Source organism: Acidocella sp., from assembly GCF_050253495.1.
In the GTDB taxonomy this organism is placed as follows: Bacteria; Pseudomonadota; Alphaproteobacteria; order Acetobacterales; family Acetobacteraceae; genus Acidocella.
Genome location: NZ_JBFWIX010000008.1, coordinates 34,607 through 58,195 on the forward strand (window position 1 = coordinate 34,607; position 23,589 = coordinate 58,195).

General features: G+C 63.2%; 21 protein-coding genes. 10 read left to right on the top strand and 11 right to left on the bottom strand.

The window, feature by feature from the left end; translation table 11 throughout:
- Position 1 precedes the first annotated feature (1 nt).
- On the bottom strand, positions 2-457 hold the full coding sequence (locus AB7D48_RS08150; protein ID WP_427977526.1) for an Lrp/AsnC family transcriptional regulator: 456 nt from the start codon (positions 455-457) through the stop codon (positions 2-4).
- A gap of 120 nt (positions 458-577) precedes the next feature.
- On the opposite strand from AB7D48_RS08150, the gene AB7D48_RS08155 reads away from it, so the two are divergent.
- Both AB7D48_RS08155 and serA read left to right on the top strand, forming a co-directional pair.
- The gene (locus tag AB7D48_RS08155) at positions 578-1,747 is read left to right on the top strand and encodes a phosphoserine transaminase (protein WP_427977529.1); all 1,170 of its coding nucleotides are present in this window, start codon (positions 578-580) and stop codon (positions 1,745-1,747) included.
- A 102-nt stretch (positions 1,748-1,849) separates the two neighbouring features.
- On the top strand, positions 1,850-3,436 hold the full coding sequence (gene serA / locus AB7D48_RS08160; protein WP_427977532.1) for a phosphoglycerate dehydrogenase: 1,587 nt from the start codon (positions 1,850-1,852) through the stop codon (positions 3,434-3,436).
- Positions 3,437-3,859: 423 nt separating this feature from the next.
- On the opposite strand, the gene AB7D48_RS08165 is transcribed toward serA, so the two are convergent.
- The 4 genes from AB7D48_RS08165 to msrA form a co-directional block, all read right to left on the bottom strand.
- Complete coding sequence (locus AB7D48_RS08165) at positions 3,860-4,396, bottom strand: HutD/Ves family protein (RefSeq protein ID WP_427977534.1); 537 nt, start codon at positions 4,394-4,396, stop codon at positions 3,860-3,862.
- Positions 4,396-5,535, bottom strand: coding sequence for an alpha-hydroxy acid oxidase (locus tag AB7D48_RS08170; RefSeq protein ID WP_427977537.1), 1,140 nt, complete (start codon positions 5,533-5,535; stop codon positions 4,396-4,398). The genes AB7D48_RS08165 and AB7D48_RS08170 overlap by 1 nt, the downstream gene beginning before the upstream one ends.
- A 136-nt stretch (positions 5,536-5,671) precedes the next feature.
- On the bottom strand, positions 5,672-6,127 hold the full coding sequence (gene msrB / locus AB7D48_RS08175; RefSeq protein WP_427977539.1) for a peptide-methionine (R)-S-oxide reductase MsrB: 456 nt from the start codon (positions 6,125-6,127) through the stop codon (positions 5,672-5,674).
- Positions 6,124-6,801: a peptide-methionine (S)-S-oxide reductase MsrA gene (gene msrA, locus AB7D48_RS08180; protein WP_427977540.1), complete on the bottom strand. Its 678-nt coding sequence runs from the start codon at positions 6,799-6,801 to the stop codon at positions 6,124-6,126. Before msrA ends, msrB begins: the two co-directional genes overlap by 4 nt.
- Positions 6,802-7,010: 209 nt before the next feature.
- On the opposite strand from msrA, the gene AB7D48_RS08185 reads away from it, so the two are divergent.
- The 5 genes from AB7D48_RS08185 (at position 7,011) to AB7D48_RS08205 (ending at position 12,091) form a co-directional block, all read left to right on the top strand.
- Entirely contained in the window at positions 7,011-7,844 is an 834-nt protein-coding gene (locus AB7D48_RS08185) for a DUF2189 domain-containing protein (protein ID WP_427977541.1), read from the top strand.
- A gap of 237 nt (positions 7,845-8,081) precedes the next feature.
- Positions 8,082-8,996, top strand: coding sequence for a ubiquinol oxidase subunit II (locus tag AB7D48_RS08190; RefSeq protein WP_427977543.1), 915 nt, complete (start codon positions 8,082-8,084; stop codon positions 8,994-8,996).
- A 19-nt stretch (positions 8,997-9,015) separates the two neighbouring features.
- Complete coding sequence (locus AB7D48_RS08195) at positions 9,016-11,091, top strand: cbb3-type cytochrome c oxidase subunit I (RefSeq protein ID WP_427977546.1); 2,076 nt, start codon at positions 9,016-9,018, stop codon at positions 11,089-11,091.
- Complete coding sequence (locus AB7D48_RS08200) at positions 11,091-11,714, top strand: cytochrome c oxidase subunit 3 (protein ID WP_427977549.1); 624 nt, start codon at positions 11,091-11,093, stop codon at positions 11,712-11,714. Before AB7D48_RS08195 ends, AB7D48_RS08200 begins: the two co-directional genes overlap by 1 nt.
- Before the next feature lie 2 nt (positions 11,715-11,716).
- Complete coding sequence (locus AB7D48_RS08205) at positions 11,717-12,091, top strand: hypothetical protein (RefSeq protein WP_427977552.1); 375 nt, start codon at positions 11,717-11,719, stop codon at positions 12,089-12,091.
- A gap of 54 nt (positions 12,092-12,145) precedes the next feature.
- Here the strand turns inward: AB7D48_RS08205 and AB7D48_RS08210 are convergent, their stop codons facing one another.
- The 6 genes from AB7D48_RS08210 to AB7D48_RS08235 form a co-directional block, all read right to left on the bottom strand.
- Entirely contained in the window at positions 12,146-13,552 is a 1,407-nt protein-coding gene (locus AB7D48_RS08210) for an MATE family efflux transporter (RefSeq protein ID WP_427977554.1), read from the bottom strand.
- 159 nt (positions 13,553-13,711) lie between these two features.
- A complete protein-coding gene (locus AB7D48_RS08215) occupies positions 13,712-15,493 on the bottom strand; it encodes an acyl-CoA dehydrogenase C-terminal domain-containing protein (protein WP_427977557.1) in 1,782 nt (593 codons plus the stop codon).
- An 11-nt stretch (positions 15,494-15,504) separates the two neighbouring features.
- Positions 15,505-17,793, bottom strand: coding sequence for a 3-hydroxyacyl-CoA dehydrogenase NAD-binding domain-containing protein (locus AB7D48_RS08220; protein WP_427977560.1), 2,289 nt, complete (start codon positions 17,791-17,793; stop codon positions 15,505-15,507).
- Positions 17,793-18,929, bottom strand: a complete 1,137-nt coding sequence (locus AB7D48_RS08225; RefSeq protein ID WP_427977563.1) for a thiolase family protein — start codon at positions 18,927-18,929, stop codon at positions 17,793-17,795. The genes AB7D48_RS08220 and AB7D48_RS08225 overlap by 1 nt, the downstream gene beginning before the upstream one ends.
- Complete coding sequence (locus AB7D48_RS08230) at positions 18,926-19,390, bottom strand: MerR family transcriptional regulator (RefSeq protein WP_427977566.1); 465 nt, start codon at positions 19,388-19,390, stop codon at positions 18,926-18,928. Before AB7D48_RS08230 ends, AB7D48_RS08225 begins: the two co-directional genes overlap by 4 nt.
- A gap of 83 nt (positions 19,391-19,473) precedes the next feature.
- Positions 19,474-20,808 carry an OmpP1/FadL family transporter gene (locus AB7D48_RS08235; RefSeq protein WP_427977568.1) on the bottom strand — a complete coding sequence of 445 codons (1,335 nt, stop codon included), beginning with the start codon at positions 20,806-20,808 and terminating at the stop codon, positions 19,474-19,476.
- A 114-nt stretch (positions 20,809-20,922) separates the two neighbouring features.
- Between AB7D48_RS08235 and AB7D48_RS08240 the strand changes: the two genes are divergently transcribed.
- From AB7D48_RS08240 to AB7D48_RS08250, 3 genes are read left to right on the top strand one after another with little or no spacing between them, the layout of a single operon-like run.
- A complete protein-coding gene (locus tag AB7D48_RS08240; RefSeq protein WP_427977571.1) occupies positions 20,923-21,414 on the top strand; it encodes a DUF2147 domain-containing protein in 492 nt (163 codons plus the stop codon).
- 2 nt (positions 21,415-21,416) lie between these two features.
- Entirely contained in the window at positions 21,417-23,057 is a 1,641-nt protein-coding gene (locus AB7D48_RS08245) for a long-chain-fatty-acid--CoA ligase (RefSeq protein WP_427977573.1), read from the top strand.
- Positions 23,054-23,575 (top strand): thioesterase family protein, encoded by a 522-nt coding sequence (locus AB7D48_RS08250; protein ID WP_427977576.1) that lies wholly within the window; start codon positions 23,054-23,056, stop codon positions 23,573-23,575. The genes AB7D48_RS08245 and AB7D48_RS08250 overlap by 4 nt, the downstream gene beginning before the upstream one ends.
- The last annotated feature ends 14 nt before the right edge of the window (positions 23,576-23,589 follow it).

Consider the following 23,589-nt stretch of genomic DNA (forward strand, 5'->3'; position numbering starts at 1 on the left):
ATCAAATCGGCAACGCCCCTTCCTTCATCCTCTCCATGGCGAATCGCGAAGACACATTCCGCAGCGGCACCATCTCGATCAGCTTGCGATAGAACGAATCGTAAGCGGCAATGTCCGCCACCACCACGTGCAGCAGATAATCCACATCCCCGCTCATTCGCCACGCCCCCACGATCTCGGGTGTATTTTTGACAGCTTCGTGAAATTTGCCGAGCCATGCGGCGGAATGGTCCCCGGTTTCCACCGAGACGAACACCGAAACCGGCAGCCCGAGCCTGTCCGCGTCCAGCACCGCCACCCGGCCCTTGATGATGCCGTTTTCCTCCATCCGCTTGATGCGCTTCCAGCACGGCGTGGCCGTCAGCCCCACTTTTTCGGCGATGTCGTTGAGCGAGAGCGAGGCATCCGCCGCCAGCAGGCGCAGGATGGAACGGTCTATTTGGTCCAGGTCGGTCATATTCCACCAGCGAGGAAGGGTTGCGAAACGAGTATTGCAGCGGCGGGCAAAAAGGGTTAGAGGGCTCTCCGGGTCACGCTCCCCCACCGGAGCGCTTTTCTTCTGTAAGGGAGAGTTTTTATGGCAGATTTTTCTCCAGCCGCCAAGCCTGCGGTGCGTCCGCAAAACCCCAATTTCTCCTCTGGCCCTTGCGCCAAGCGCCCGGGCTTCACGCTGGCCGCCCTTGAGGGCGCGCTGCTGGGCCGTTCCCACCGCGCCAAGGGCCCCAAGGCCAAGCTGGCCGAGGTGATCACCCTGTCCAAGCAGATCCTCGGCATGCCGGAAGGCTGGCGCCTGGGCATTGTTCCCGCTTCCGATACGGGTGCGGTCGAGATGGCGCTCTGGTCCCTGCTGGGGGCCCGCCCGGTGGACGTGCTGGCGCATGAAAGCTTCTCCTCCGCCTGGGCGACCGACGTGGTCAAGCAGCTCAAGCTGAAGGATGCCCGTGTCATCGAGGCCGGCTATGGCAAGCTGCCAGATCTGACGCAGATCGATTTCACCCATGATGTCGTTCTGGCCTGGAATGGCACCACTTCCGGCGTGCGTTTCCCCAATGGCGATTTCATTCCCGCTGAGCGGGAGGGGCTGGTGATCGCGGATGCGACCTCCGCCGCCTTCGCCATGGACCTGCCCTGGGACAAGCTGGATGTCGTCACCTGGTCCTGGCAGAAAGTGCTGGGCGGCGAGGCCGGGCATGGCATGCTGGCCCTCTCTCCGCGCGCGGTGGAGCGTCTGCTCACCTACACCCCCGCCTGGCCACTGCCGAAGATCTTCCGCCTCACGGGCAAGGGCAAGCTGACCGAGGGCATTTTTGTCGGCGAGACGATTAACACCCCCTCCATGCTCTGTGTCGAGGACGCGCTGGATGGCCTGCGCTGGGCCGAGAGCGTGGGCGGCTTGAAGGGGCTCATTGCCCGTTCCGAAGCGAATCTGAAGGCGATCGCCGATTGGGTCGAGGGGAATGAGCGCGTGCGCTTTCTGGCCGAAACGCAGGAAACCCGTTCCTGCACTTCCATCTGCCTCGCCATCGACGCGCCCTGGTTCAAGGCGCTGGATGCCGAGGGCCAGGCCAAGGCCGCCAAGGCGGTCGCGGCTTTGCTGGAGAAAGAGGCCGTGGCGTTGGATGCCGGCGCGTACCGCGACGCGCCCGCGGGCCTGCGCATCTGGGGTGGGGCCACGGTCGAAACCTCCGATATCGCGGCTTTGCTGCCCTGGATCGATTACGCCATCGACGCGCTCGCCCAGGCTTAAAGCCCATACCGGGGCGCCACCACGCGCCCCGGCTCAAACCTCCAAAAGCTTTGGTGCCGCTTTTTTCAAAAAGCGGCGAGAAACCCAACAAGGATTCCCTAAATGGTCAAGGTTCTGATTAGCGACAAGCTGTCGCCCGCCGCCATCGAAATTTTCAAAAATCGCGGCGTCGACGTCGATGTGAAACCCGGTCTCACCCCGGCTGAGCTGCGCGAGATTATCGGCCAGTATGACGGGCTGGCCATCCGTTCCGCCACCAAGGTGACGAAGGAATTGCTGGATGTGGCGACCAACCTCAAGGTTGTCGGTCGTGCCGGCATCGGCGTGGATAATGTGGATGTGAAATCCGCCACCTCGCGCGGCGTGGTGGTGATGAACACCCCGCACGGCAACGCCATCACCACCGCCGAGCACGCAATTGCGATGATGTTTGCCCTGGCGCGCCAAATTCCCGAAGCCTCCGCCTCCACCAAGGCCGGCAAGTGGGAGAAGAACCGCTTCATGGGCGTGGAGCTTTACGCCAAGACGCTGGGTTTGATCGGCTGCGGCAATATCGGTTCCATCGTGGCGGACCGCGCCGTGGGCCTGAAGATGAAGGTGCTGGCCTATGACCCCTTCCTCACCGAGGCCCGTGCCGTGGAGCTGGGGGTGGAGAAGGCGGATCTGGACACCATCTTCGCCAAGGCCGATTTCATCACCCTGCACACGCCCTTGATCGAGGCGACACGCAACATCATCTCGCGTGAGGCGATCGCGAAAATGAAAAAAGGCGTGCGCATCATCAATTGCGCGCGCGGCGGGCTGGTTGACGAGGCGGCCTTGTACGATGCCATCGAGGCGGGCCATGTGGCCGGAGCGGCCCTGGATGTGTTCGAGGTCGAACCCGCCAAGGAGAACAAATTGTTCGCGCTGGAAAATGTGGTCTGCACGCCGCATCTGGGGGCCTCCACCAACGAGGCGCAGGAAAACGTGGCGTTGCAGGTGGCCGAGCAGATTTCCGATTTCCTGCTGACAGGCTCCGTGGTGAACGCGCTGAACATGCCGAGCGTCTCCGCGGAGGAAGCCCCGCGCCTGCGGCCTTATATGGAGCTGGCCCGCCTGCTGGGCGGGTTTGCCGGGCAGCTTACCCATGCGCAGGATGGCACCATTCAGCGCATCCTCATCGAGTATGAGGGGGCGGCCGCGCCGCTCAATCATCGCCCGCTCAACGCCGCGGCCCTGGCGGGGCTGCTCGGCCCGGTGATGGAGGGTGTGAACATGGTGAACGCCCCGGTGCTGGCGCGCGATCATGGCATCGAGGTTTCCGAGGCTTCGCACGACCGCACGGGGGATTACCAGACGCTCCTGCGGATTTCCGTGACGACGGAGAAAGGCACGCGCGCCGTGGCGGGCACCTTGATCGGCAATGGCCGGCCGCGCCTGGTCGAGATCAAGGGCATCAAGGTGGAGGCCGATTTTGCCCCGCACATGCTCTATGTCACCAACAAGGACAAGCCCGGCTTCATCGGCCGGTTCGGCATCACGCTGGCGGATGCGGGCGTGAACATCGCGACCTTCCATCTGGGCCGCGCCGCCGAGGGCGAGGATGCGATCTGCCTTGTTTCCACCGACGGGGAAACCCCCGAGGCGGTGCTGGAGAAAGTCCGCGCCTTGCCGCTGGTGATGCAGGCGACCAATCTGGCGTTCTAACACCCGCCCTCTGGCGCGGTTTTGAACCGCGCCTTGGCCGGTAAAAACCAACGCAAAGCCCCAGGAAAGCATTTGGCTTTTCTGGGGCTTTGTCATGTGTGGGCGCGGGGTCAAGGAGAGATCCTGATGTTCCATTCAGGCATCCCACGCCATGTTCCGCTTGCGGCGCGGCCCGCGATGCCGATCCTCAAATCGAATTTTTAACCCTCGTACCCACGCGGCGCTGGCGGGATCAGTCAGATTCGCCCTCGCGTCATTGCGGGGTGATGTCCGCCGGGGAGCGGTCTTGTCGGGTTCGCGCCGCCACAATCCGCCAGATGAAATTCATGGGGTGAAGTTCATGGGATGATATACATGGGATGATATTCATGGGCGGAATGAACCCTTGGACGGCCGTTTCGTTCAGATGCCGGTTCCGGCGGATTATATCCTTGTCAGCGTGGCTATCCATAGCGCGCCGCCATATGCGTTCACCGCCTCGCCCGCGGGAACCAGCGCCGCATCCAGCGCGCCAAGGGCCGTGCCGTTCAGCCGCAGCGGCGCCAAAGCCAGCACCAGATGCGCCGCCTTTCCCGCCGGGCGTTCCAAACCTGCCGGCGCATGATCCAGCGCCGCCTCGTAGCAGTCCGGGTCGAACATCAGGTTGATGTCCCGCACCTTTCCAGCCAGCGGCGCGCCGTGGGTCGGGGCATCGCCGGGAAAGGCAAAGGCCGGGCCGCCCGGAGTGAGTTCCACAATCTCCAGCCCCGCAACCTCCAGCCGCAGCCGTCCCTCCAAAATCCCCATCAGCCGTGAAATGCCCGGAAACACCGAGAACGGCCCGGCTTGCTCCACATCCGCCAGGCTCAGCCGCCAGCCGAATTCCCGGCGCCCGCCCGGCGCGCTGGCCACCGGCCGGGTGATGCCGCCGCCATTCTTCCAGGGGCTCTCGGGCCGCGCGGCGGCGGGAAAGATGTCCATCACAGCGCTGTCACAAACCGCGCTCCCTCGGCGCGCAGGGTCGCAATGTCCGGGCAGCCCATCAACGCCATGGCGATCTCGATCTCCTTGGCCAGATTGGCGATGATGCTGCCCACCCCGGCTTCTCCGCCGGCGGCCAGCGCATAGGCCGTGGCGCGTCCCAGCATCACGCCGGAGGCCCCCAGGGCCAGCGCCTTCACAATATCCGCGCCGCGCCGGAATCCGCCATCCACCAGCACCTCGATCTCGGGCGCCGCCGCCGCGATCTCGGCCAGGCGGGAGATGGTGGAACTCGCCCCGTCAAGCTGGCGCCCGCCATGGTTGGAAACCACGACGCCGTCCATGCCCAGTTGCTGAGCCCAATTGGCGTCCTCCGGGTGCATGATGCCCTTCAGGACGATCTTGCCGGGCCATTGCGCGCGGACCCAGGCCAGGTCCTTCCAGGCCAGCCCGGCATCGATCCGCGCCGAAAGGGCGGAGGCCTGGGCCAGCACGCCGCGCCCGAATTCCTTGCGTCCCTCCAGGGCTTCCACCCGCAATTTGCCATGGCGCAGCATGTCCAGGCACCAGCCTGGCCTTCGGGCCAGTTTCAGCGCCAGCCCGGGTGTGACGCGCGTGAGCGCGCGGAAGCCGTTGCGCACATCGCGCTCTCGAATTCCGGTAATGGCGCAGTCCACGGTCACGAACAATGTCTCCACCCCGGCCGCGCGCGCCGCTCCCATCATGTCCAGCGCCAACCCGCGATCCTTCAGCACGTAAAGCTGGAACATGGGGGGAGCGGCCACCTGCTTGGCCAGCCGGGTGATGGAGGCGATGGAAAAGCTGGAGAGGCAGAAAGGGATCCCCGCCTTGGCGGCGGCGCTGGCGGCCTTGATCTCGCCATTTCCGGCATACAGCCCCAAAAATCCCACGGGCCCCAGCATGAAGGGCATGGCATGGGTCTTGCCCAGGAATTTTGTTTTCAGCGCGGGGGCGGTGATGCCGGTCAGCACCCGCTGCTCAAGCCTGTACCGGGCGAAGTCGCTCTCGTTGGCGCGCATTGTCGCCTCCGAGGCGGCGCCGCCATCGATATAATCGAAAAAGATTTTCGGCAGCCGCCTTTGTGCCTCGGCTCTGGCGTCCGCCACGGTCAGCAGCATGGCCGGCCAGCCGCCGCGTGAGCAGGCACAATGTCTCGTCGTCCGGGGAAACCCGCCATTTTCATGGCGTTGTGATAAAAACGCGGCGGGTGCCGGTCAAGGGATTTGTCTATGCAATTGATCCTGGCGGCCTGCATCAGGCGGGGGCGAAGCGCAGCGCCAGCCCGTTCATGCAATAGCGCAGGCCGGTTGGCGGCGGGCCATCGTGAAAGACATGGCCCAGATGCCCGCCGCACTGGCTGCAATGCACCTCGGTGCGCGTCATGGCGAATGAACGATCCGCTTGCTCGTTCACGGCATGGGGCAGGGGCGCATAAAAGCTCGGCCAGCCGGTGAAGCTGTCGAATTTCGTGGTGGAGGAGAACAAAGGCAGGGCACAGCCCGCACAATGAAAAACCCCCTGGCGGTGCTCGTTCAGCAAGGCCGAGCTAAAGGGCGGTTCCGTGCCCGCCCGGCGCAATATCTCGTATTGCGCCGGGGTCAGCAGTGCGTGCCATTCGGCATCGGTGCGGGTGACCTTATAGGGGGTGGCGAAAGCGCGCCCGCCTAGGGCGGCAAAGCCGGTGCAAGCCAGCAAGAGGCGGCGTCTCATGGTGTCTGACCTTTCAGGACGGTAACGGGCTCGGCCCGGTACAGGCCGGGAAATTGGGCCCGCAGCGCCGTTATTTTTTGGATGTCGTTAGAGACGATGTACGGGTTGCCCGGATGCCTGACCAGAAAATCCTGGTGGTGGCGCTCCGCCTCGTAAAAGGGCATGGCCGTGTCCACATGGGTCACGATGGGAGCGGGGAAAACGCGCGCCGCGTCAAGTTGGGCGATATAACGCGTGGCGATGTCTTTCTGCCTGGGTGTGACAGCCCAGATTTCACCGCGATATTGCGGGCCATGGTCGGGGCCCTGAGCATTTAGCTCCGTGGGATTGGCGGTGACGGCGAAGTAGATCCGCAGGATCTGTCCGTAGGTGATCACGCGCGGATCGAAAATAATCTTCACCGACTCCGCATGGCCGGTGGCGCCGGTGCTCACGGTTTCATAATGGGCGCTGGCCCGCGCACCGCCCGTATAGCCGGCGATGGCTTGGCGCACGCCCTTCACATGCTCATAAACACCCTGAACGCCCCAGAAGCACCCGCCGGAGAGTATGGCGGTTTCGCTGGCGCCGGGTGCGGGCGGGTCGTAGGCCGGCGGCGGCACGGCCGGAGCCGCCCATGCCGCGCGTCCAAGGGCAAGCGCCATCAGCAGGCCAGCAAGACGGATTTTACACATTGAACGCTCCTATAAATTTGGCGGAACGCGGCGCAGGCTGCGCCCGGCGGGGGCGGGGCGTCCAGGCATGGTTTTCATGCCGGGCGGTTATGCCGGGTTTCTGGGACAATATGGCGTTTTTTCTGGTTTTGAGCCGGAAAAACGGCTTAACTGAGCGAAACGACAAGATGCCCGCCGGAACGGGGCGCGATTAAAGTGGGAGAAAAACCGTGACCACTAGTTTCAGTGAGTCCGCCCGCATTTATCCAGGCGGCGATCCTTACCCTCAGATCATCCATCCAGAGCCCGTCTCGGGTCCGTTCACGATCAGGCATGCGCGGCTTGGCGATGTTTTCGCCGTCTTGGCCGAAGGCACCAAGGACTGGCTCGCCTGCCGGACCGACATATTGGTGCTGGCGGTGATCTATCCCTTGGCCGCCCTGCTGCTGATCGGTGTCGTGATCGATCAAGACCTGCTGCCTTTCGCGTTTCCCGTTTGCGCGGGCCTGGCGCTGCTTGGCCCGCTGGCCACGATCTGGTTCGCGGCGCTAAGCCGTCAACGTGAGAGAGACGGGGTGGCGACCGCCGATTCGGCCGGCGCGATTTTCGATTCGTCCCGCCGGGGCTCCATCAAGCGTTTGGGGCTGCTGCTCATCGGCCTGTTCGCGCTCTGGATCGTCACGGCGGCCTATATTCATGCGGTCACGCTGGGCACGGCCCCCGCGAAGGGCGGTTTCTTTTCGCGTGTGTTCGCAACCCCGGCCGGCCACGAGATGATCTTTTTTGGCGTGCTCGCGGGCGCGGTTTTCGCATTGTTCGCTTTAGCGGTAGGGTTAGTTGGGTTCCAGCTGGCGCTGGACCGTGAAATCAGCGCCCGCGAGGCGGTCTTGGTTTCTGTGCGCGCCAGTTTGGCCAACCCTGGGGTCGCCCTCTTATGGGGTGGCGTGATCGTGGCTGGGTTGTTGGTCGGCGCCCTGCCGGGCTTACTGGGGCTGGCTGTGACGATCCCGATCCTCGGCCATGCGAGCTGGCATCTATATCGGCGCCTTATATCTGGATATTAGATGGGTTTGTTGCGGTTCTGCCTTGTTTTAAGATGGTGCGTGGTTCAGACGGACCGAATTACAGATAAGTTCATGTCAAAATGTGACAATAGCTTTCCGTTTGGACACAATACCTCTAAAGGCTTCTTGGAAGCGGATCGCGCGATGCCCTGGTGTCGCGCGGCCGTGATAAGAAATTGGCACCGGGGGGTGGTTTTGGGCTGCGTCCTGGTGCTGGCATTTTGACGCGAGGCAGCCTTGAGACTGAAACCCTATCTCGTTCTGCTACCGATGCTGGCGCTGGCCGCCTGTTCAAGCGGAGATTACCGGCTTTTCCACCCCCTCAACATGATCGCCGCCCAGGAATGGCACGCCACGATCATCGACACGACCGTGATGATGCTGATCATTCTGCCGGTGCTGCTGGTCATCGCCCTGTTCGGCTGGCGCTACCGCAAGGGGGCCAACGCCGCCTACGATCCTGACTGGTCCCACAATACGGTGCTTGAGCTCCTGGTCTGGGGCGTGCCGTTCCTGGTCGTGGCGGGGCTTGGCTATTACTCGATCAAGACCATCTATGCCGTGGAGCCCTACGATCCCGGTCTGTTGCAGAAGCAGATGGCGGCCGATCCACAAAAGGTGCTGAATGTCGATGTCATAGCGACCGACTGGCAATGGGTGTTCGTCTACCCCGATCAGCATATCGCCACGATCGACGAGCTGGTCGCCCCGCAGGGCAGTGTGGTCAAGCTGCGCATGACCTCCACCTCCGTCGCCAATGATTTCTATGTGCCCCAGCTCGCGCCGATGATCGCCGTGATGCCCGGCATGCGCACCATCGATACGTTCGATGTTCCCACTCTTGGCACCTATACCGGTTTCGGCGCGGATTTCTCCGGCGCGGGCTTCTCCTGGATGCAGTTCGCCACCAAGATCGTTCCGCAGGCCGATTTCGATGCCTGGGTGCGGACCGCCGCCGCCAGCCCGGCTCAGCTCAGCTACGCGGCTTTCCAGAAAGTGGCGCAGCCCTACGTGAATTTCGGTGCCAAGGTTTCATATTTCTCCAACCCTGATCCTCAGCTTTTCGAGAAGGTCGTGGCCGCGGCGCAGGCCGGCGTGGTCTATCCCGTGTCTCAGGAACTGACCAAGAGCATCGGCTCGGACGAGAAATAGAGCGAAGGAAGGTTAGATCATGCAATTACAAGTTCCCGGGCCCTGGTCGCCGCTCCTTGGCAGGCTCACGCTGGAGGCGATTCCCTACACCAACCCGATTCTTCAGGGCACGTTCGTCGGCGCCGCGGTCATCGCCCTGCTGGTGGTCGGCAGCGTGCTTTATTTCAAGAAAATCGGCTATTTCTGGCGTGAATGGCTGACCAGTGTCGATCACAAGAAGATCGGCGTGATGTATATCGTCGTCGGCCTCGTGATGCTGTTCCGCGGTTTCGTGGACGGGCTGATGATGCGCACGCAGCAGGTGATGGCCAACGGCCCCAACGCCCCGGGCGTGCTGGGCGCCCAGCACGGCTTCCTGCCGCCCTTCCATTTCGATCAGGTCTATTCCGCGCACGGGACCATCATGATCTTGTTCGCCGCGACCCCGATCCTCACGGGCTTCCAGAATATCGTGGTGCCGCTGCAACTCGGCGCGCGCGACATGGCCTTCCCCTATATGAACGCGCTCAGCCTGTGGTTGACCACGGCCGGGGCCGTGCTGGTCATGATCTCGCTGTTCGTCGGCGATTTCTCGGCGGCGGGCTGGGTCGGGCTGATCCCGCTCACCGAGCTGCCCTACTCTCCGAGCGTGGGGGTGGATTACTGGATGTGGGCCATTCAGATCTCCTCCATCGGCACCACGCTGAACGCGATCAACATGATCGTGACCATCGTGGAGATGCGCGCGCCCGGCATGAGCTGGTTCCGCATGCCGATTTTCAGTTGGACCACGCTGTCCACCAACATCATCGGCCTTACCGCGTTTCCGGTGCTGGGCGTGGCGCTTGGGCTGCTGGGGGCGGACCGTTATCTGGGCACGCATTTCTTCACCGCCGGCATGGGCGGCAACCTGATGCTCTACACCAACCTGTTCTGGATCTGGGGTCACCCCGAAGTGTACTTCCTGATCCTGCCGGTGTTTGGCATCCTCTCCGAGGTGGTGCCGACCTTCTGCGAGAAACCGCTATTTGGCTATGTGACCATGGTGGCGGCCACCTTCGCCATTGCCGGCGTGTCCTGGGCGGTGTGGCTGCATCACTTCTTCACCATGGGGGCCGGGCCGGACATTAACGGCTTCTTCTCCGTCGCCACCATGTTGGTCGGCATTCCCACCGGCGTGAAGGTGTTCAACTGGGCCTTCACCATGTACCGCGCGCGCATCACCTACACGGTGCCGATGCTGTGGGCGATGTTCGGCCTGTTCCTGCTGCTGGCGGGCGGTCTCACCGGCATGATGCTGGCCATTCCGGCGGTGAACTACACGGTGCATGACAGCGTGTTCGTCATCGCGCATTTCCATTGCATGGTGCTGCTGGTGGTGGCCGCCGCGTTCTGCGGTGTCACCTACTGGTTCCCCAAGCTGTTCGGCTTCAAGCTGAGCGAGGCCTGGGGCAAGGTCTTCTTCTGGCTGTTCTCCTCGGCCACGGTGATCGTCTTCGCCGCCATGTTCGCGCTGGGCTTCGAAGGCGAAACCAGGCGTCTGGACTGGACCTTCGATCCCGCCTGGAAGCCGATGCTGATGGTCGAGGAGTTCGGGATGATCCTGTATTGTTTCTCCCTGCTGGCCTTTGCGATCATGCTGGTCGTGTCCATCCGCAACCGCGCACACAATCGTGTCGGGGCGGATCCGTGGGGTACGGCCCGCACATTGGAATGGCTCACCCCGTCTCCGGTGCCGTTCTACAACTTCGCGGTGACCCCGCAGGTGAACACCCGCGACGAGCTGGCATGGCGGCGCAAATACGGGCTGGAAAACGCCAAGCCCGACCATTACGAGGCGATTCACATGCCGAGCAATTCCGCTCTGCCGGTGATCATCGGCGGGCTGGCCGCAGTGTGGGGTTTCGCGATGATCTGGCGCATCTGGTGGCTCGCCGCCATCTCCATCGTGGCGATCGTCGTGTGCGTGATCATCCGCTCCTTCGACAAGAACGAGGGCTATCATCTCCAGCCGGGTGAGGTCGAGGCGATGGAGCGCGATCTGGCCATCGGCATGATCACGTCCGAGCAGCCTGACCGTTCTCATAATCACGCAACCCACGCGGAGGCGCATTGATGGCCCACCAAGCTGCACCTGGCGCGGGCACGCGCCTTTTCCACCCGGGCTTCGAGGGGCATAGCCAGATCTCCGCCCGCACGCTGGGCTTCTGGCTCTATATGCTCAGCGATGCGCTGTTGTTCACGGCTCTCTTCGCCGCCTATGCGGTGCTGGACACGCCGATGAACGCGGCGGGCGGGCCGATCGCCTCGCAGATCGTCGATCCGGTCGAGGGGTTCTGGCAGACCATCGCGGTGCTGGCCTCCGTGACCTCCTACAGCCTCGCGACCGTGGCCATGAAGAACGGCAATCGCTCCGGCGCGACGCTGGGAATCGTGGGGGCCATCGTGCTGGGGGCGGTGTTCCTGGCCTTCGGGTTCAACGATCTGTCCGTGCTCGCCGCCCATGGCGACGGCATGGACCGCTCAGGCTATCTTTCCGCTTATTTCGTGCTGATCCTGACGCATGCGGTTCATATGCTCTTTGGCATTCTCTGGATGTTGGTGATGCTGGTGCAGATCCCGCGCTACGGTTTCAACGAGATGGTGGTGGCGCGGCTTTTGAACCTGCGCATGTTCTGGCAGTTCCAGGCGACCGTCTGGGTCTGCGTATATATCTATGTTTACATGATTGGAGCCTGAAGATGGCCGGTTCTCATTCCGATCCGTTGGCGCATCCGGAAGTCAGGATGGGCGGGGCGCTGCGCTATATCGCCGGCTTTATCAGCACCGTGGCGCTCATGGGCGCGGCCCTCATCGTGACCATGCGCCATGACATGGCCTACCAGTCCTATGTGGAAATGGTGGGTGGGCTGGCCTTTCTGGCGTTGCTTTCCCAGGCGGTTCTGTATTACGGGCTGGATATTTCCCGGGCGCAGATCTGGAAGAGCGTGTCGCTCATCCTCACCGTGCCGCTGTTCATCATTACCGTCGGAATGACGGTGTGGATGTTCCAGTCGCTCGATCAGCGCACCATGCTGCAAACCACGACCTTCCAGCAGCCGACGCTGTTGCAGTAACCGGACCGCGATTTGGTTTAAAAACCCGGAGCATCCTTGGTGCTCCGGGTTTTTTCATGCGCCCAGGGTCTGAAAATGCAGCCGCAGACGGGCGGGGAGAACAGCCCCCAGCGTGAGCCCCCGCGCGCCAAGGAAGATCAGAAAGGCGAGCCACAGCCCGGCATTGCCGAGGCGCGGCATCAGCAAGGCCCAGCCCGCGATGAAAATGGCCAGCGACAGCAGCATCATGTTGCGCATGTCCCGGGACCATGTGGCGCCGATAAACACGCCGTCCAGCTGGAAGGCCGGCGCGGCGATCAACGGCACCAGAGCCGCCCAGACCAGGCTGGCGGCGGCGGCGGCGCGTATTTGCGGCACCTGCGAGAGCAAAGCGATGAAATCCCGGCCGAATCTTAAATAGACCAAGCTCAGCAGCGCCCCCATGGCGAGGCTCCACCCCAGCGTCAGCCGCACGGCGCGCCTGAACCCTCGTGCGTTGCCCGCCCCCAGCATCCGCCCGGCAAACTGCTCGGCGGCGGCGGCGAAACCATCCAGCCCGTTCGAGGCCAAGGCGAAAAATTGCAGATGAATGGCATTGGCCGCCAGTACCGCCGTGCCCAAGCTGGCCCCCTGGCGGGTGAAGAAGGCGAAGGAAAAAAGCAGCGCCACTGTGCGGATCAGCGTGTCCCGGTTCAGCCGGCCCATCTGCCGCCAGCCCCATCCATGGCGCAGGGCATCGGAGAATCCCCGATATAGCGGCCCCGCGAGGCAATGCAGCCAGACGATGCCCGCCAAAAAGGCGGTGCTTTCCCCGGCGACGGATGCCCATGCCGCTCCCTTTATGCCCCAATGCAGCACCAGCACGGCGCTCAGGCAGACGGCGATATTCACGGCGTTGAGCAGCAATTGCAGTGCCAGCCCGGCCATGGCCTTGCCATGCCCCAGCAGCGCGCCGAGGATGGCGTAATTGCCCAGCGCGAAGGGGGCTGAGAGCGCGCGGATGAGCGCATAATCGACCGCGGCCTGCAATACGGGTCCCTGTCCGCCCAACCAGCTCAGCCCGTATCGCGCCTCCGGCCCACGAAAAAGGGCAATGACCAGCCCGAGCAGAAAGGCCAAGACCAGGGAGCGTTGGATGACAGCGCGGGCTTCCTGAATTTTGCCGGCCCCCAGCGCGATGGCGGACAGGCCCAAGGCCGTGCTGCGCAGAAAATTCAGGCTGACGAGCAAAATATCGAACAGAATGGCGGCGATGGCGATACCCGCCGACAGTGAGGCCACGCCCAACTGGCCAATGGCGGAGGTGGCGATGCTGCCCTCCAGCGCCGTGCTGAGATAGGCAAACATCATCGGCACGGCGATGGCGAGAATGGCGCGGTGGGTAATGGCGGGCGGGGTGGTCATGCTGTTCAAAGGCCGGATTTTACGCCGCCCGGCAAGCGCGGCGGGTGGCACGAAGATGGCGAGCCATATTAGGGTCATCTGAAAAAGGAATGGCAGCGGGCTGGTTATCATGTTTTCGAATAACAAAACGACGCTCCGGCGGGTGCCGCAAAACCGCATGAGGGCCCTTTGCCTATTCGACAAAAAAAGCCCGGCGGACATTGCCACCGGGCCTGAAGGTGAGCCAAGGGGAAAGGTTTAGAAGGCGTCGTCCTCAAGGGCCATCAGCGAGGCCTTGCCGGACTTGATGGTGAACAGCAGCGCGCCCGCCTGGGGCAGGATACGCTCGGCAAAGAAGCGCGCGGTGGCGAGCTTGGCTTTGTAGAACTCATGGTCCGGACCGGGCAACATGGCTTTCCGCGCGGCGATCTTGGCGGTGCGCATCCACATGAAACCCAACGCCACCAGCCCGAACAGGCGCAGATAATCGGTGGCGGCGGCGCCGGCTTCCTCGGCGTCCTTCAGGGCTTTTTCGGCGACGAAGCCGGTGGCGAGCTGCAAGGCCCCGAAGGCGCGGGCGAAGCCCTGCACCAGCTTGCCGATGGCCGGGTCGTTCTGGTTTTCCTCGATGAATGCCGCCACCGGGTGGAAGAAGCGGCGCAGGCCGCGCCCCATGTTGGCGGGTATCTTGCGGCCCACCAGATCCAGCGCCTGGATACCGTTGGTGCCTTCATAGATCATGGCGATGCGTGAATCGCGCACCAGCTGCTCCATGCCGTGGTCGCGGATATAGCCATGGCCGCCATAGGTCTGCACGGCGAGATTGGCGCTCTCGAAGCCAAGATCGGTGAAGAGGGCCTTCACCACCGGGGTCAGCACGGCGATGAATTCTTCCGCCTCGGCTTTTTCCTTCGGATTTTCGCTGCGCTCGGCCACGTCCATGATGCCCGCGACCCAGATGCCAAGGGCACGGCAGCCCTCGTTATAGGCACGGATGGTCATGAGGTTGCGGCGGATATCCGGGTGGACGATGATCGGGTCGGCTGGTTTGTCCGGATATTTGGCCCCTGCCAGTGAGCGGCCCTGGAGCCGGTCCCTGGCATAGGCGACAGCCCCTTGATAGGCGGCCTCGCCAATGCCCAGACCTTGTGTTCCGACGGAGAGGCGCTCGGAATTCATCATCACGAACATGGCCTGCATGCCCTTGTGGGGCGCGCCGACCAGCCAGCCTGTCGCGTCGTCGAAATTCATCTGGCAGGTGGCGGAGGCCTTGATGCCCATTTTGTGCTCGATGGCGGCACAGGAGACACCGTTGCCCGCCCCGGGCCGGCCGTTTTCATCCGGCAGGAATTTCGGCACCAGGAAGAGGGAGATGCCCTTCACGCCCGCCGGTGCGTCCGGCAAGCGGGCGAGCACGAGGTGGATGATGTTCTCGGACATGTCGTGCTCGCCGGCGGAGATGAAGATTTTCGAGCCGGTGAGTTTGTAGCTGCCATCGCCCTGCGGCACCGCCTTGGTGCGGAGCAGGCCGAGATCCGTGCCGCAATGGGGCTCGGTGAGGCACATGGTGCCGGACCATTCGCCGGAGACGAGCTTGGGCAGGTAGAAATCCTTCAACTCCTCCGAGCCATGGCTCTTCAGGGCCACATAAGCGCCGTGAGAGAGGCCGGGATATAGCCCGAAGGAGATGTTGCTGGCGCAGATCATTTCCTCCACCAGCTTCGCCACGGTTTCCGGCAGGCCCTGGCCGCCATATTTCGGGTCGGCGTTCAGCGCGCCCCAGCCGGCTTCGGAGAAGGCCTTGTAAGCCTCCTTGAAGCCTTTCGGGGTGCGTACGATGCCGTTCTCGTAATGGCAGCCTTCCTCATCGCCGCTGGCGTTGATGGGCAGCAGAACTTCCGTGCAGAATTTGCCGGCTTCCTCCAGCACGGTGTCCAGCAATTCGGGGGTGAACTCCTCGGTGCCGGGCAAGGGGGGGCTTTGGTGCAGCTCGTGTAGAACAAAGCGCATGTCCCGCAGGGGCGCGGTATAGGTTTGCATGGCTTTTCTCCTTAATTGCGAAGCGGCTTGCCGGTGGTGAGCATTGTTTCGATGCGCGCCAGCGTGCCGTCCTGTTTGATGAGCCGCGTGAAGGCGGCGCGTTCGAGGGTGAGGATGTCCTGCTCGGTCGGGCGGTCGATGATGTCCGCCGCGCCGCCGGACAGGACGGTGGCGAGTTCACCCGCCACGACTTCATCGTACGGTGTGGCCAGGCCTTTCTTGCGGAAGTCCTTCACCGCCATGGCAAAGCCCACGCGCCCATCCTCGCCGGGAAGCTGGTATGTGGGGGCCTCGGGTGGGGCGTAGGATTCGGCCAGGGACAGGGCCTTGGCTTTGGCATCCGCCAGCAGGCGGTAGCGGTTCATGGTGATGCCGTCGGGTTCACGCAGGAAGAGAAGTTCCTTGGCGTTGGCGGCGGATTTGCTGACCGTGGCGGTGCTGACCATCTCGAACACTTTTGATGCGGCGGGCATGGGGCCGCGCGGCATGGATTTGTTGGCGGCCCAGCGGAGGAGCATTTCCGAGCAGCCGCCCCAGGCGGGCACGAGGCCGACACCGCATTCCACCAGCCCGATATAGGCTTCCGCATGGGCCTGGATGGCGGAGCTGTGCAGCAGAATTTCGCAGCCGCCGCCAAGCGCCATGCCGAACGGCGCGGCGATGCTGGGGAAGGGCGCGTATTTCAGCTTCTTGAAAATCTGCTGGCCGGAGGCGACGAGTTTCTCAATCTCGCTCCAGGCCGCGATGTTGGCGGCGAAGAGGGCGAGGCCGAGATTGGCGCCGACGGAGAAATGCGAGCCTTCGTTATAGATGACAAGCGCCTTGTGGTTCTGCGGCACCAGTTCGATGGTTTTGGCGAGGAGTTCGAGATTTTGCTGGTCCCAGCTATTGCTCTTGGAGGTCAGCTCGAAGCAGAGCACGCCGTCGCCAATGTCCCACACCGCGGCCGAGGCGTTTTTCAGCACCGGTTTGGCGGCGCGTTTGATGTCTTCCAGCATCAGCACGCCACCCGGGCGGGTGAGCTTATGATAGGCGCCATCCGTGCCGAGATAGTCGCGGTTTGCCCCCTCCAGCCGGTAGAAGCTCTTGCCCTTGGCGGCGGCGAGCAAGGCGGGGACGGGAAGATGATCCGCCGCCAGCTTTTCGGCCAGCCAGTCCGCGCCGATTTTGTCGATCAGCTCGAAGGGGCCGAATTTCCAGTTATAGCCAAGGCGCATCGCTTCATCGATGGCGTGGATGTCCTCGGCGGCTTCCGGTATCAGGGAGGCGGCATAGGCCAGGGTCTGGCCCATCACCCGCCATGCATAGGGGGATTGGCTGAGCAGCTTGCGCATATCGCGCCCATCCGGCGCGGGGGGCTTGCGTACCGGGCGGTAATCGCCGCTGACAAGGTCGATGGCCTCGCGGCCCTTGGCGCCTTTGCGGTAGAAGCCGCCTTTGCCCTTGCGGCCGGTATAGCCCTCCGCGATCATCTTCTCGATGAGCGGTAAATCGCGGTTGGTGGCGTGGAAGGCGTCGCCGGTGGGCAGGGCGCCCGCGAGGCTGGCATTGATGTGGGGCATGAGGTCCAGCCCCACGAGGTCGATGAGGCCGAACACGCCGGTTTTGGGGATGCCGAAGGGGCGGCCCATGATGGCGTCGGCTTCCTCGACCGTGAGGCCCGCATCCATGGCCTCGATCACACCGGTTTGCAGCCAGAACACGCCGAGGCGGTTGGCGATGAAGCCCGGTGAGTCCTTGGCCTTCACCACGCTCTTGCCGAGCGCGATGTCGGAGAAGGCTTCCACCTTGGCGGCGAGGGCCGGGTCGGTCTCGGGGCCGGTCACCAGCTCCAGCAGGCGCATATAGCGCGGCGGGTTGAAGAAATGGGTGATCAGGAAGTCGCGCTTGAAGCTCTCCGGCAGGCCCTCGGTGAGCTTGGCCAGAGGGATGGTGGAGGTGTTGGAGGACACCGCCATGCCGGGGCGGCGCACCGCGTCGATCTTGCGGTAGAGATCCTGCTTGAGATCCAGACGCTCGATGATGGCTTCCACCACCCAGTCGCAACTGGCGAGCTGGGGGAGGTCATCCTCGATATTGCCCGGGGTGACCAGCTTGGCGGCGCGCGTGGACATGAAGGGCGCGGGATCGGTTTTGAGCATCTTGGCGATGGCGCCCTCGGCCAGCGCGTTGCGGCTGGGGGCCCCGGGCTTCACGATGTCCAGCAACAGTACCGGCACGCCCGCATTGGCGAATTGCGCGGCGATGGCCGCCCCCATGGTTCCGGCGCCGATGACGGCAGCCTTGCGGATGGTCTCCATCACACGCGCTCCAGAATGGTGGCGATGCCCTGGCCGCCGCCGATGCATTGGGTGGCCAGCGCGTAGCGCCCGCCGGTGCGGGCCAGCAGGCTGGCGGCCTTGCCGGTGATGCGCGCGCCTGTGGCGCCCAGCGGATGGCCAAGCGCGATGGCGCCGCCATCGATATTCACCTTCGCGGCGTCCAGCCCGAGATCGTGGATGCAGGCGAGGGACTGGGAGGCGAAAGCTTCGTTCAGCTCCACAACGTCGAGATCGGCCGCGCTGAGCCCGGCGCGGGCGAGGGCTTTTCTGGTGGCGGCGACGGGGCCGATGCCCATGATCTCCGGCGCGCAGCCCGCCGTGGCGGAGGCGACGATGCGGGCCAGCGGCTTCAGGCCGTGCCTGGTGGCGTAATCCTCGGAGCAGACCAGCACGGCGGAGGCACCGTCCGTGAGCGGGGAGGAGGTGCCGGCGGTGACGGAACCGTCGGTGCTGAAGGCGGGTTTCAGGCCGGCCAGGCCCTCGGCGGTGGTTTCGGCCCGGGGGCAGCCATCGGCTTCGACTTTGCCTGACTTGGTGGTGATGGGAACGATTTCATCCTTGAAATGCCCGGCCTTGATGGCGGCGCCGGCGCGGCGCTGGCTTTCCACGGCGAAGGTCTCCTGCGCGGCGCGGGAGATGTTCCATTTCGCGGCCACGTTCTCGGCGGTTTCGCCCATGCCCATATAGGCGGCGGGAATTTTGGCGTAGAGGGCGGGGTTGGGCAGCGGGTTGAAGCCCATCATCGGCACGCGGCTCATGCTCTCGACACCCGCGGCGATGAACGCCTCGCCAGAGCCGGTGGCGATATGCCCGGCGGCGATGTGGATGGACTGCATGGAGGAGCCGCAGAAATGATTCACGGTGTAGCCGCCGACGGATTGCGGCAGCCCGGCATGAAGGGCGACGAGGCGGGCGAGGTTGAGGCCCTGCTCACCCTCGGGGAAGGCGCAGCCGAGAATGACGGCTTCAAGATCGGACGGGTTGACGCCGGTGCGGGCGAGGAGGGCGGCAATCAGCTCGGCGGCGATATCGTCGGGACGGGTGCGGGCGAGAGCGCCCTTGCTGGCGAGGGTGAAGGGGGAACGGGCATAGCCCGCGATAACGGCTTGGGTCACGGTGATCTCCCGATCGGTTTGGCGGCGGCTTTTTTCGCCTGGCCGGTTTTGGGGTTGGATGCTGGAGCCGGTGAGGACGCCAGGTTTTTAAGTGCTTCCTCGCACTGCACCGCGATGCTGCGCAGTTCGGTGAGGGTCTGTTCCACGGCCAAGCGTTGTTCCTCCAGCTTGTGGATGCGGTTGCGCGCCGCTTTCAGCAGCGCGCGCGTCTGCTGCCCGTGGGTGGGGTCTGTGTCGTAAAGCTCAAGATATTCCTTGATCTCCTTAATGGAGAAGCCGAGCCTCTTGCCACGCAAAATCAGGATCATCCGGGCGCGGTCACGCTGGGAATAGACCCGCGTGTTGCCCGCGCGGCGGGGGGTGATGAGGCCCTGCGCTTCATAGAAATGCAAGGTCCGCACGGTGATCCCCAGCTCTGCGCCGAGCTGCGTGACGGTATAAAGTGTGTCGTCGGGCGGCATGGAAACTCCTGAGGCCTGTGTCTTGGGTCACTATTAGGTCATTTTATTTACCTTTGCATGTGGGGGCGCGGGATCTGGCCGGATCAGAACTTCATGGTCACGCCCGCCGTGACGGAGTTGTCCGAGGCGGAGTAGTTGCCAATGAGCGTGCCGCTGGGGGTCAGGGAGGAGGTGGAGGCGGTGCTGTTGACGCTGCCGCCCGGTGTGAAGACATGGCCATAGGCAAGCTGGAACGTGGCGGCCGGGGTGATCTTGTACTGCATGCCGACGCCGAGGTCGTAATGGTCTGCATCCGGCACGCGCGATGTGCGGTTGGAATCGGTCACGGGGGATTCGTCGTAGGCGAAACCGGCTTGCAGCATCAGCTTGTCGGTGAGCCAGTAATTGGTGCCGATGCCCGCGAACCAGGTGTTGCGCCAATTCTCGTTAAGGACAGTGCCGGGGAAGCCGTTGGTGGGGGTGACGTGCAGGCTGTTGAACAGGGCCCAATGGGTCCATTGCAGGCTGCCCATGACCGCCCAGGCCGGGGTGATTTGATGATAGATGCCGATGCCCACCGAATCCGGCATGGTGACGGTGGTGGTGGCGCTGCTGTTGCCCTCGTTCAGCAGCGCCGCGGTGGAGGGGCTGAGGGCCGAATAGATGCCCGGTACGGTGATGCGCTGCGTGCCGTTGATGTCGTGGCGGATACGGGAATGATAATCGACGCCGATGCGTGTCGCGTTGTCGAATCTATAGAGCATGCCGAGATTGTAGCCGACACCGACATTGCTGCCATGAACGTCCGCGAACGGGTCCTGGCCGGTGGCGGCGCTCAGCACCGGCACGTTCAGCGCCTGGGTGAGGCGGGCCTGGAAATATTCAATGACCGGGCCGCCGCCAACGGAGAAATGGTTGTTCACCTTGTATGACAGGGCAAGGCCGAAATCGATGCCGGTGATGCTGGACACAAGGCTCTGATAACGGCCGACGAAATCGCCCGGATAGGAGGTGCGCTCACCATAGGGGTTGGTGACGCTGAACCCCAGCCGCCAATTCGGCGCGAGGGCGAAAACGCCGAACAGGGCGCCGGACGCGGCTGGCGTGACCGCGTTGCCGCCTTGTGTGCCGCTGACCGTGCCGCCGGTGAGCGGGTTGGTATTGTAGCCGGAAAAATTGGCGGATGGCGCGATAAAGCTGATATTGTCATCGACCTGGCTCTGATCGAGCAACGCCATGCCGGCTGGATTGGTCCAGGCGGTGCTGGCGTCGTAAGCCTTGGCTTCCCCGCCGACGAAGGCGTTGCCCAGCCAGTCGGCCGCGCCCTCGCGCAGGCCAAAGCCCGAGGCCCGCGCGGTCTGCCCGAGGCTGAGCGCCGCCAGGGCGCCGCATGCCGTCGCCGCCAGAAGGTGGGTTTTATATAAATTGGTCTTTTTCATAATTCCTGGTCTCCTCCTCAGCCGGTTTATGGTCCCCTCGGACGTTGCTGTCCTTCTTTTCTATTGAATAGGGGGGTAACCTAACGTATTGTGTATGACAAATACCAAATAGGGATGAAAATGCAAGGGAATGGTTCCAAGCGCCAAGGAAAATTTATCCTGGCCATCGTGGCGTTCATGGGGTTCGCGGCGCCGGCCGTGGCGGATAGCAGCCCGTTGGGCTGGTGGGAGGATCAGACCGGCAAGGCTGGAATCCTCATTTCCAAATGCGGTGCCGATTTATGCGGGAAAATCGAATGGCTGAAAACGCCGCTGGATTCATCGACTGGTAAGCCAAAGACCGATATTCATAACGAGGACGTGGCACTGCGCGGCAGGAAGCTCTGCGGGCTTTCGATTCTAGGTGATTTTTCACCGGACGGAGATGGCGGTTGGAAAGGAGGATGGATTTACGATCCCGAGGGCGGCAAGACTTATAAATCCGTGATGCACATGGCGGCGGACGGTACGCTGCATGTGCGTGGTTATATCGGGATTCCCTTGCTGGGCCGTTCGGAAGTCTGGACACGCCCGGCCACGAAGCTAACACCGTGCACGGAGGGATGACGATGAACGCGGGTGAAAGCAAAGCCGCGATTCCAGCCTTGCCGGTGCATGAATTGCTGGCCAATGCGGTGGCGCGGTTTCCGTCTGTGCCGGTCATGGATTTTTTCGGCAGGCGGACGAGCTATGCGGAGTTGGGCCTGTTGGTGGCGCGCGCGGCGGCCGGGTTGCAGGTATTGGGGGTGGAGAAAGGCACGCGCGTGGCTTTGTGTCTGCCGAACACGCCTTATTACGTCATTTTCTATTACGCGATTTTGCGTGCTGGCGGCGTGGTGGTGAATCTCAGCCCGCTTTATGTGGAAAGCGAGCTGCGGCATTTCTTGCAGGATAGCGGCGCGCGGATCGCGGTGACGCTGGATGTGGAGGAGCTGTACCGGAAGTTCGCGCCGATCGTGGCGGATGGTTCGCTCGATCATCTCATCGTCGGCTCGATGCTGGACATTTTGAGCCCGGTGAAGCGATTCGGCTTCTGGCTGACACGGCGCAAGAGCCTGGCGGACATTCCAGTTGATTCCAGGCATGTTCTTTTCCGCTCGCTGGGCGGAGCGGGCGCGGTGCCGCGCGCGGTGCCATGCGCGCCGGCGACGGATCTCGCCGTACTGCAATATACAGGCGGCACCACGGGTATTCCAAAAGCGGCGATGCTGACCCATGCCAATCTCACCGCCAATTGCGCGCAGGTGGCGCGGCGGCTGCCTGAGATCGCGCCGGGGGCGGGCATGCTCACGCTGGTGCCGCTGTTCCATGTCTTCGCCATGACGGTGGCGATGAATCTCTCGATCATGCTGGGGCTGGAGATGATCTTGCTGCCCCGTTACGAGAAAAATTTGCTGCGTAAAACGCTGGCGCGCACGAAACCGCTTTTCTTTCCCGGCGTGCCGACGATTTATGCCAATATCAACGAGGCCGCCGCGCATGAGAAATGGGCATTATCCTCCATCCGTTATTGTGTGTCCGGCGCGGCGCCATTGCCCGCGGAGATACGCGCGCGTTTCGAACAGCTATCGGGCTGCAAATTGGTGGAGGGATATGGGTTGTCCGAAGCATCGCCGGTGGTGGCGTGCAATTTGTTCGGTGAGGTGAGGGATGGTTCCATCGGCATGCCGGTGGACGAGACGGTGGTGGAGATCCGGTCGCTGGACGATCCGGAGCGGTGCGTGGCGCGAGGTGAACTGGGAGAGGTGTGTGTGCGCGGCCCGCAAGTGATGCCGGGTTATTGGAACCGTCCGGACGAGACCGCGAAAGTGTTCGTGGACGGGGCGCTGCGTACGGGCGATGTCGGGTATATCGACCAGGACGGATATATTTTTCTGGTCGACAGGATCAAGGATCTGATCATTTCCGGGGGATATAACGTTTATCCCCGCATGGTGGAGGAGGCGCTGTATAAACACCCGGCGGTGCTGGAAGCGGTGGTGATCGGTATTCCCGACGCCAAGCGCGGGCAGGTGCCGAAGGCTTATGTGAAATTGCAGGACGGGGACAAGGTGACCGAAGCGCAATTGCAAACCTTTTTGGAACAGCATCTCTCTCCGGTGGAGCGGCCGAAGAGGATTGAGTTTCGGGATGTCTTGCCGAAAACCGTGGTGGGCAAGCTCTCGCGCAAGGAGTTGCTGTCGGAAGAACAGGCCGGGCGCACGGCATGAATCTGATTTTCCGGTTGATTTATGTCCTGTTCGGCGCTTGGCGGCGAGCGAAGCTGGGGATGGAGGAAATATCTTGCCTCTATTTCCGGGTTTGGCCGCTGGATCTCGATTTGAACCTGCATATGACCAACTCGCGCTATCTGGCGTTGATGGATCTGGGACGGGTGGATTTGATCCTGCGCTCAGGCGCTTGGGCCGCGATGCGCCGCGATCGATTGGGGGTGGTGCTGGCCGGGGCGGCGATGCGGTTTCGCCGTCCGCTCAAACCGTTCGCGCGCATGACCCTGGCCACCAGACTGCTCGGATGGGACGAGCGCTGGATGTATGTGGAACAGATTTTCACAGGGCCGGATGGGGTGGCTTGCAGCGCGGTGGTGCGGGCGGCCTTTGTGAAGGGGGGCAAGCTGGTGCCCCCTGGGCCGGTGCTGGAGTTGACAAGGCCGGGCGCGACGAAGCTGGAGCCTCCCGGCTGGGCCGTGGACTGGGCGGCGCTGGAAGAAGCCGCCTTCGCGGGGTAAGGCTGTGCCCGCCG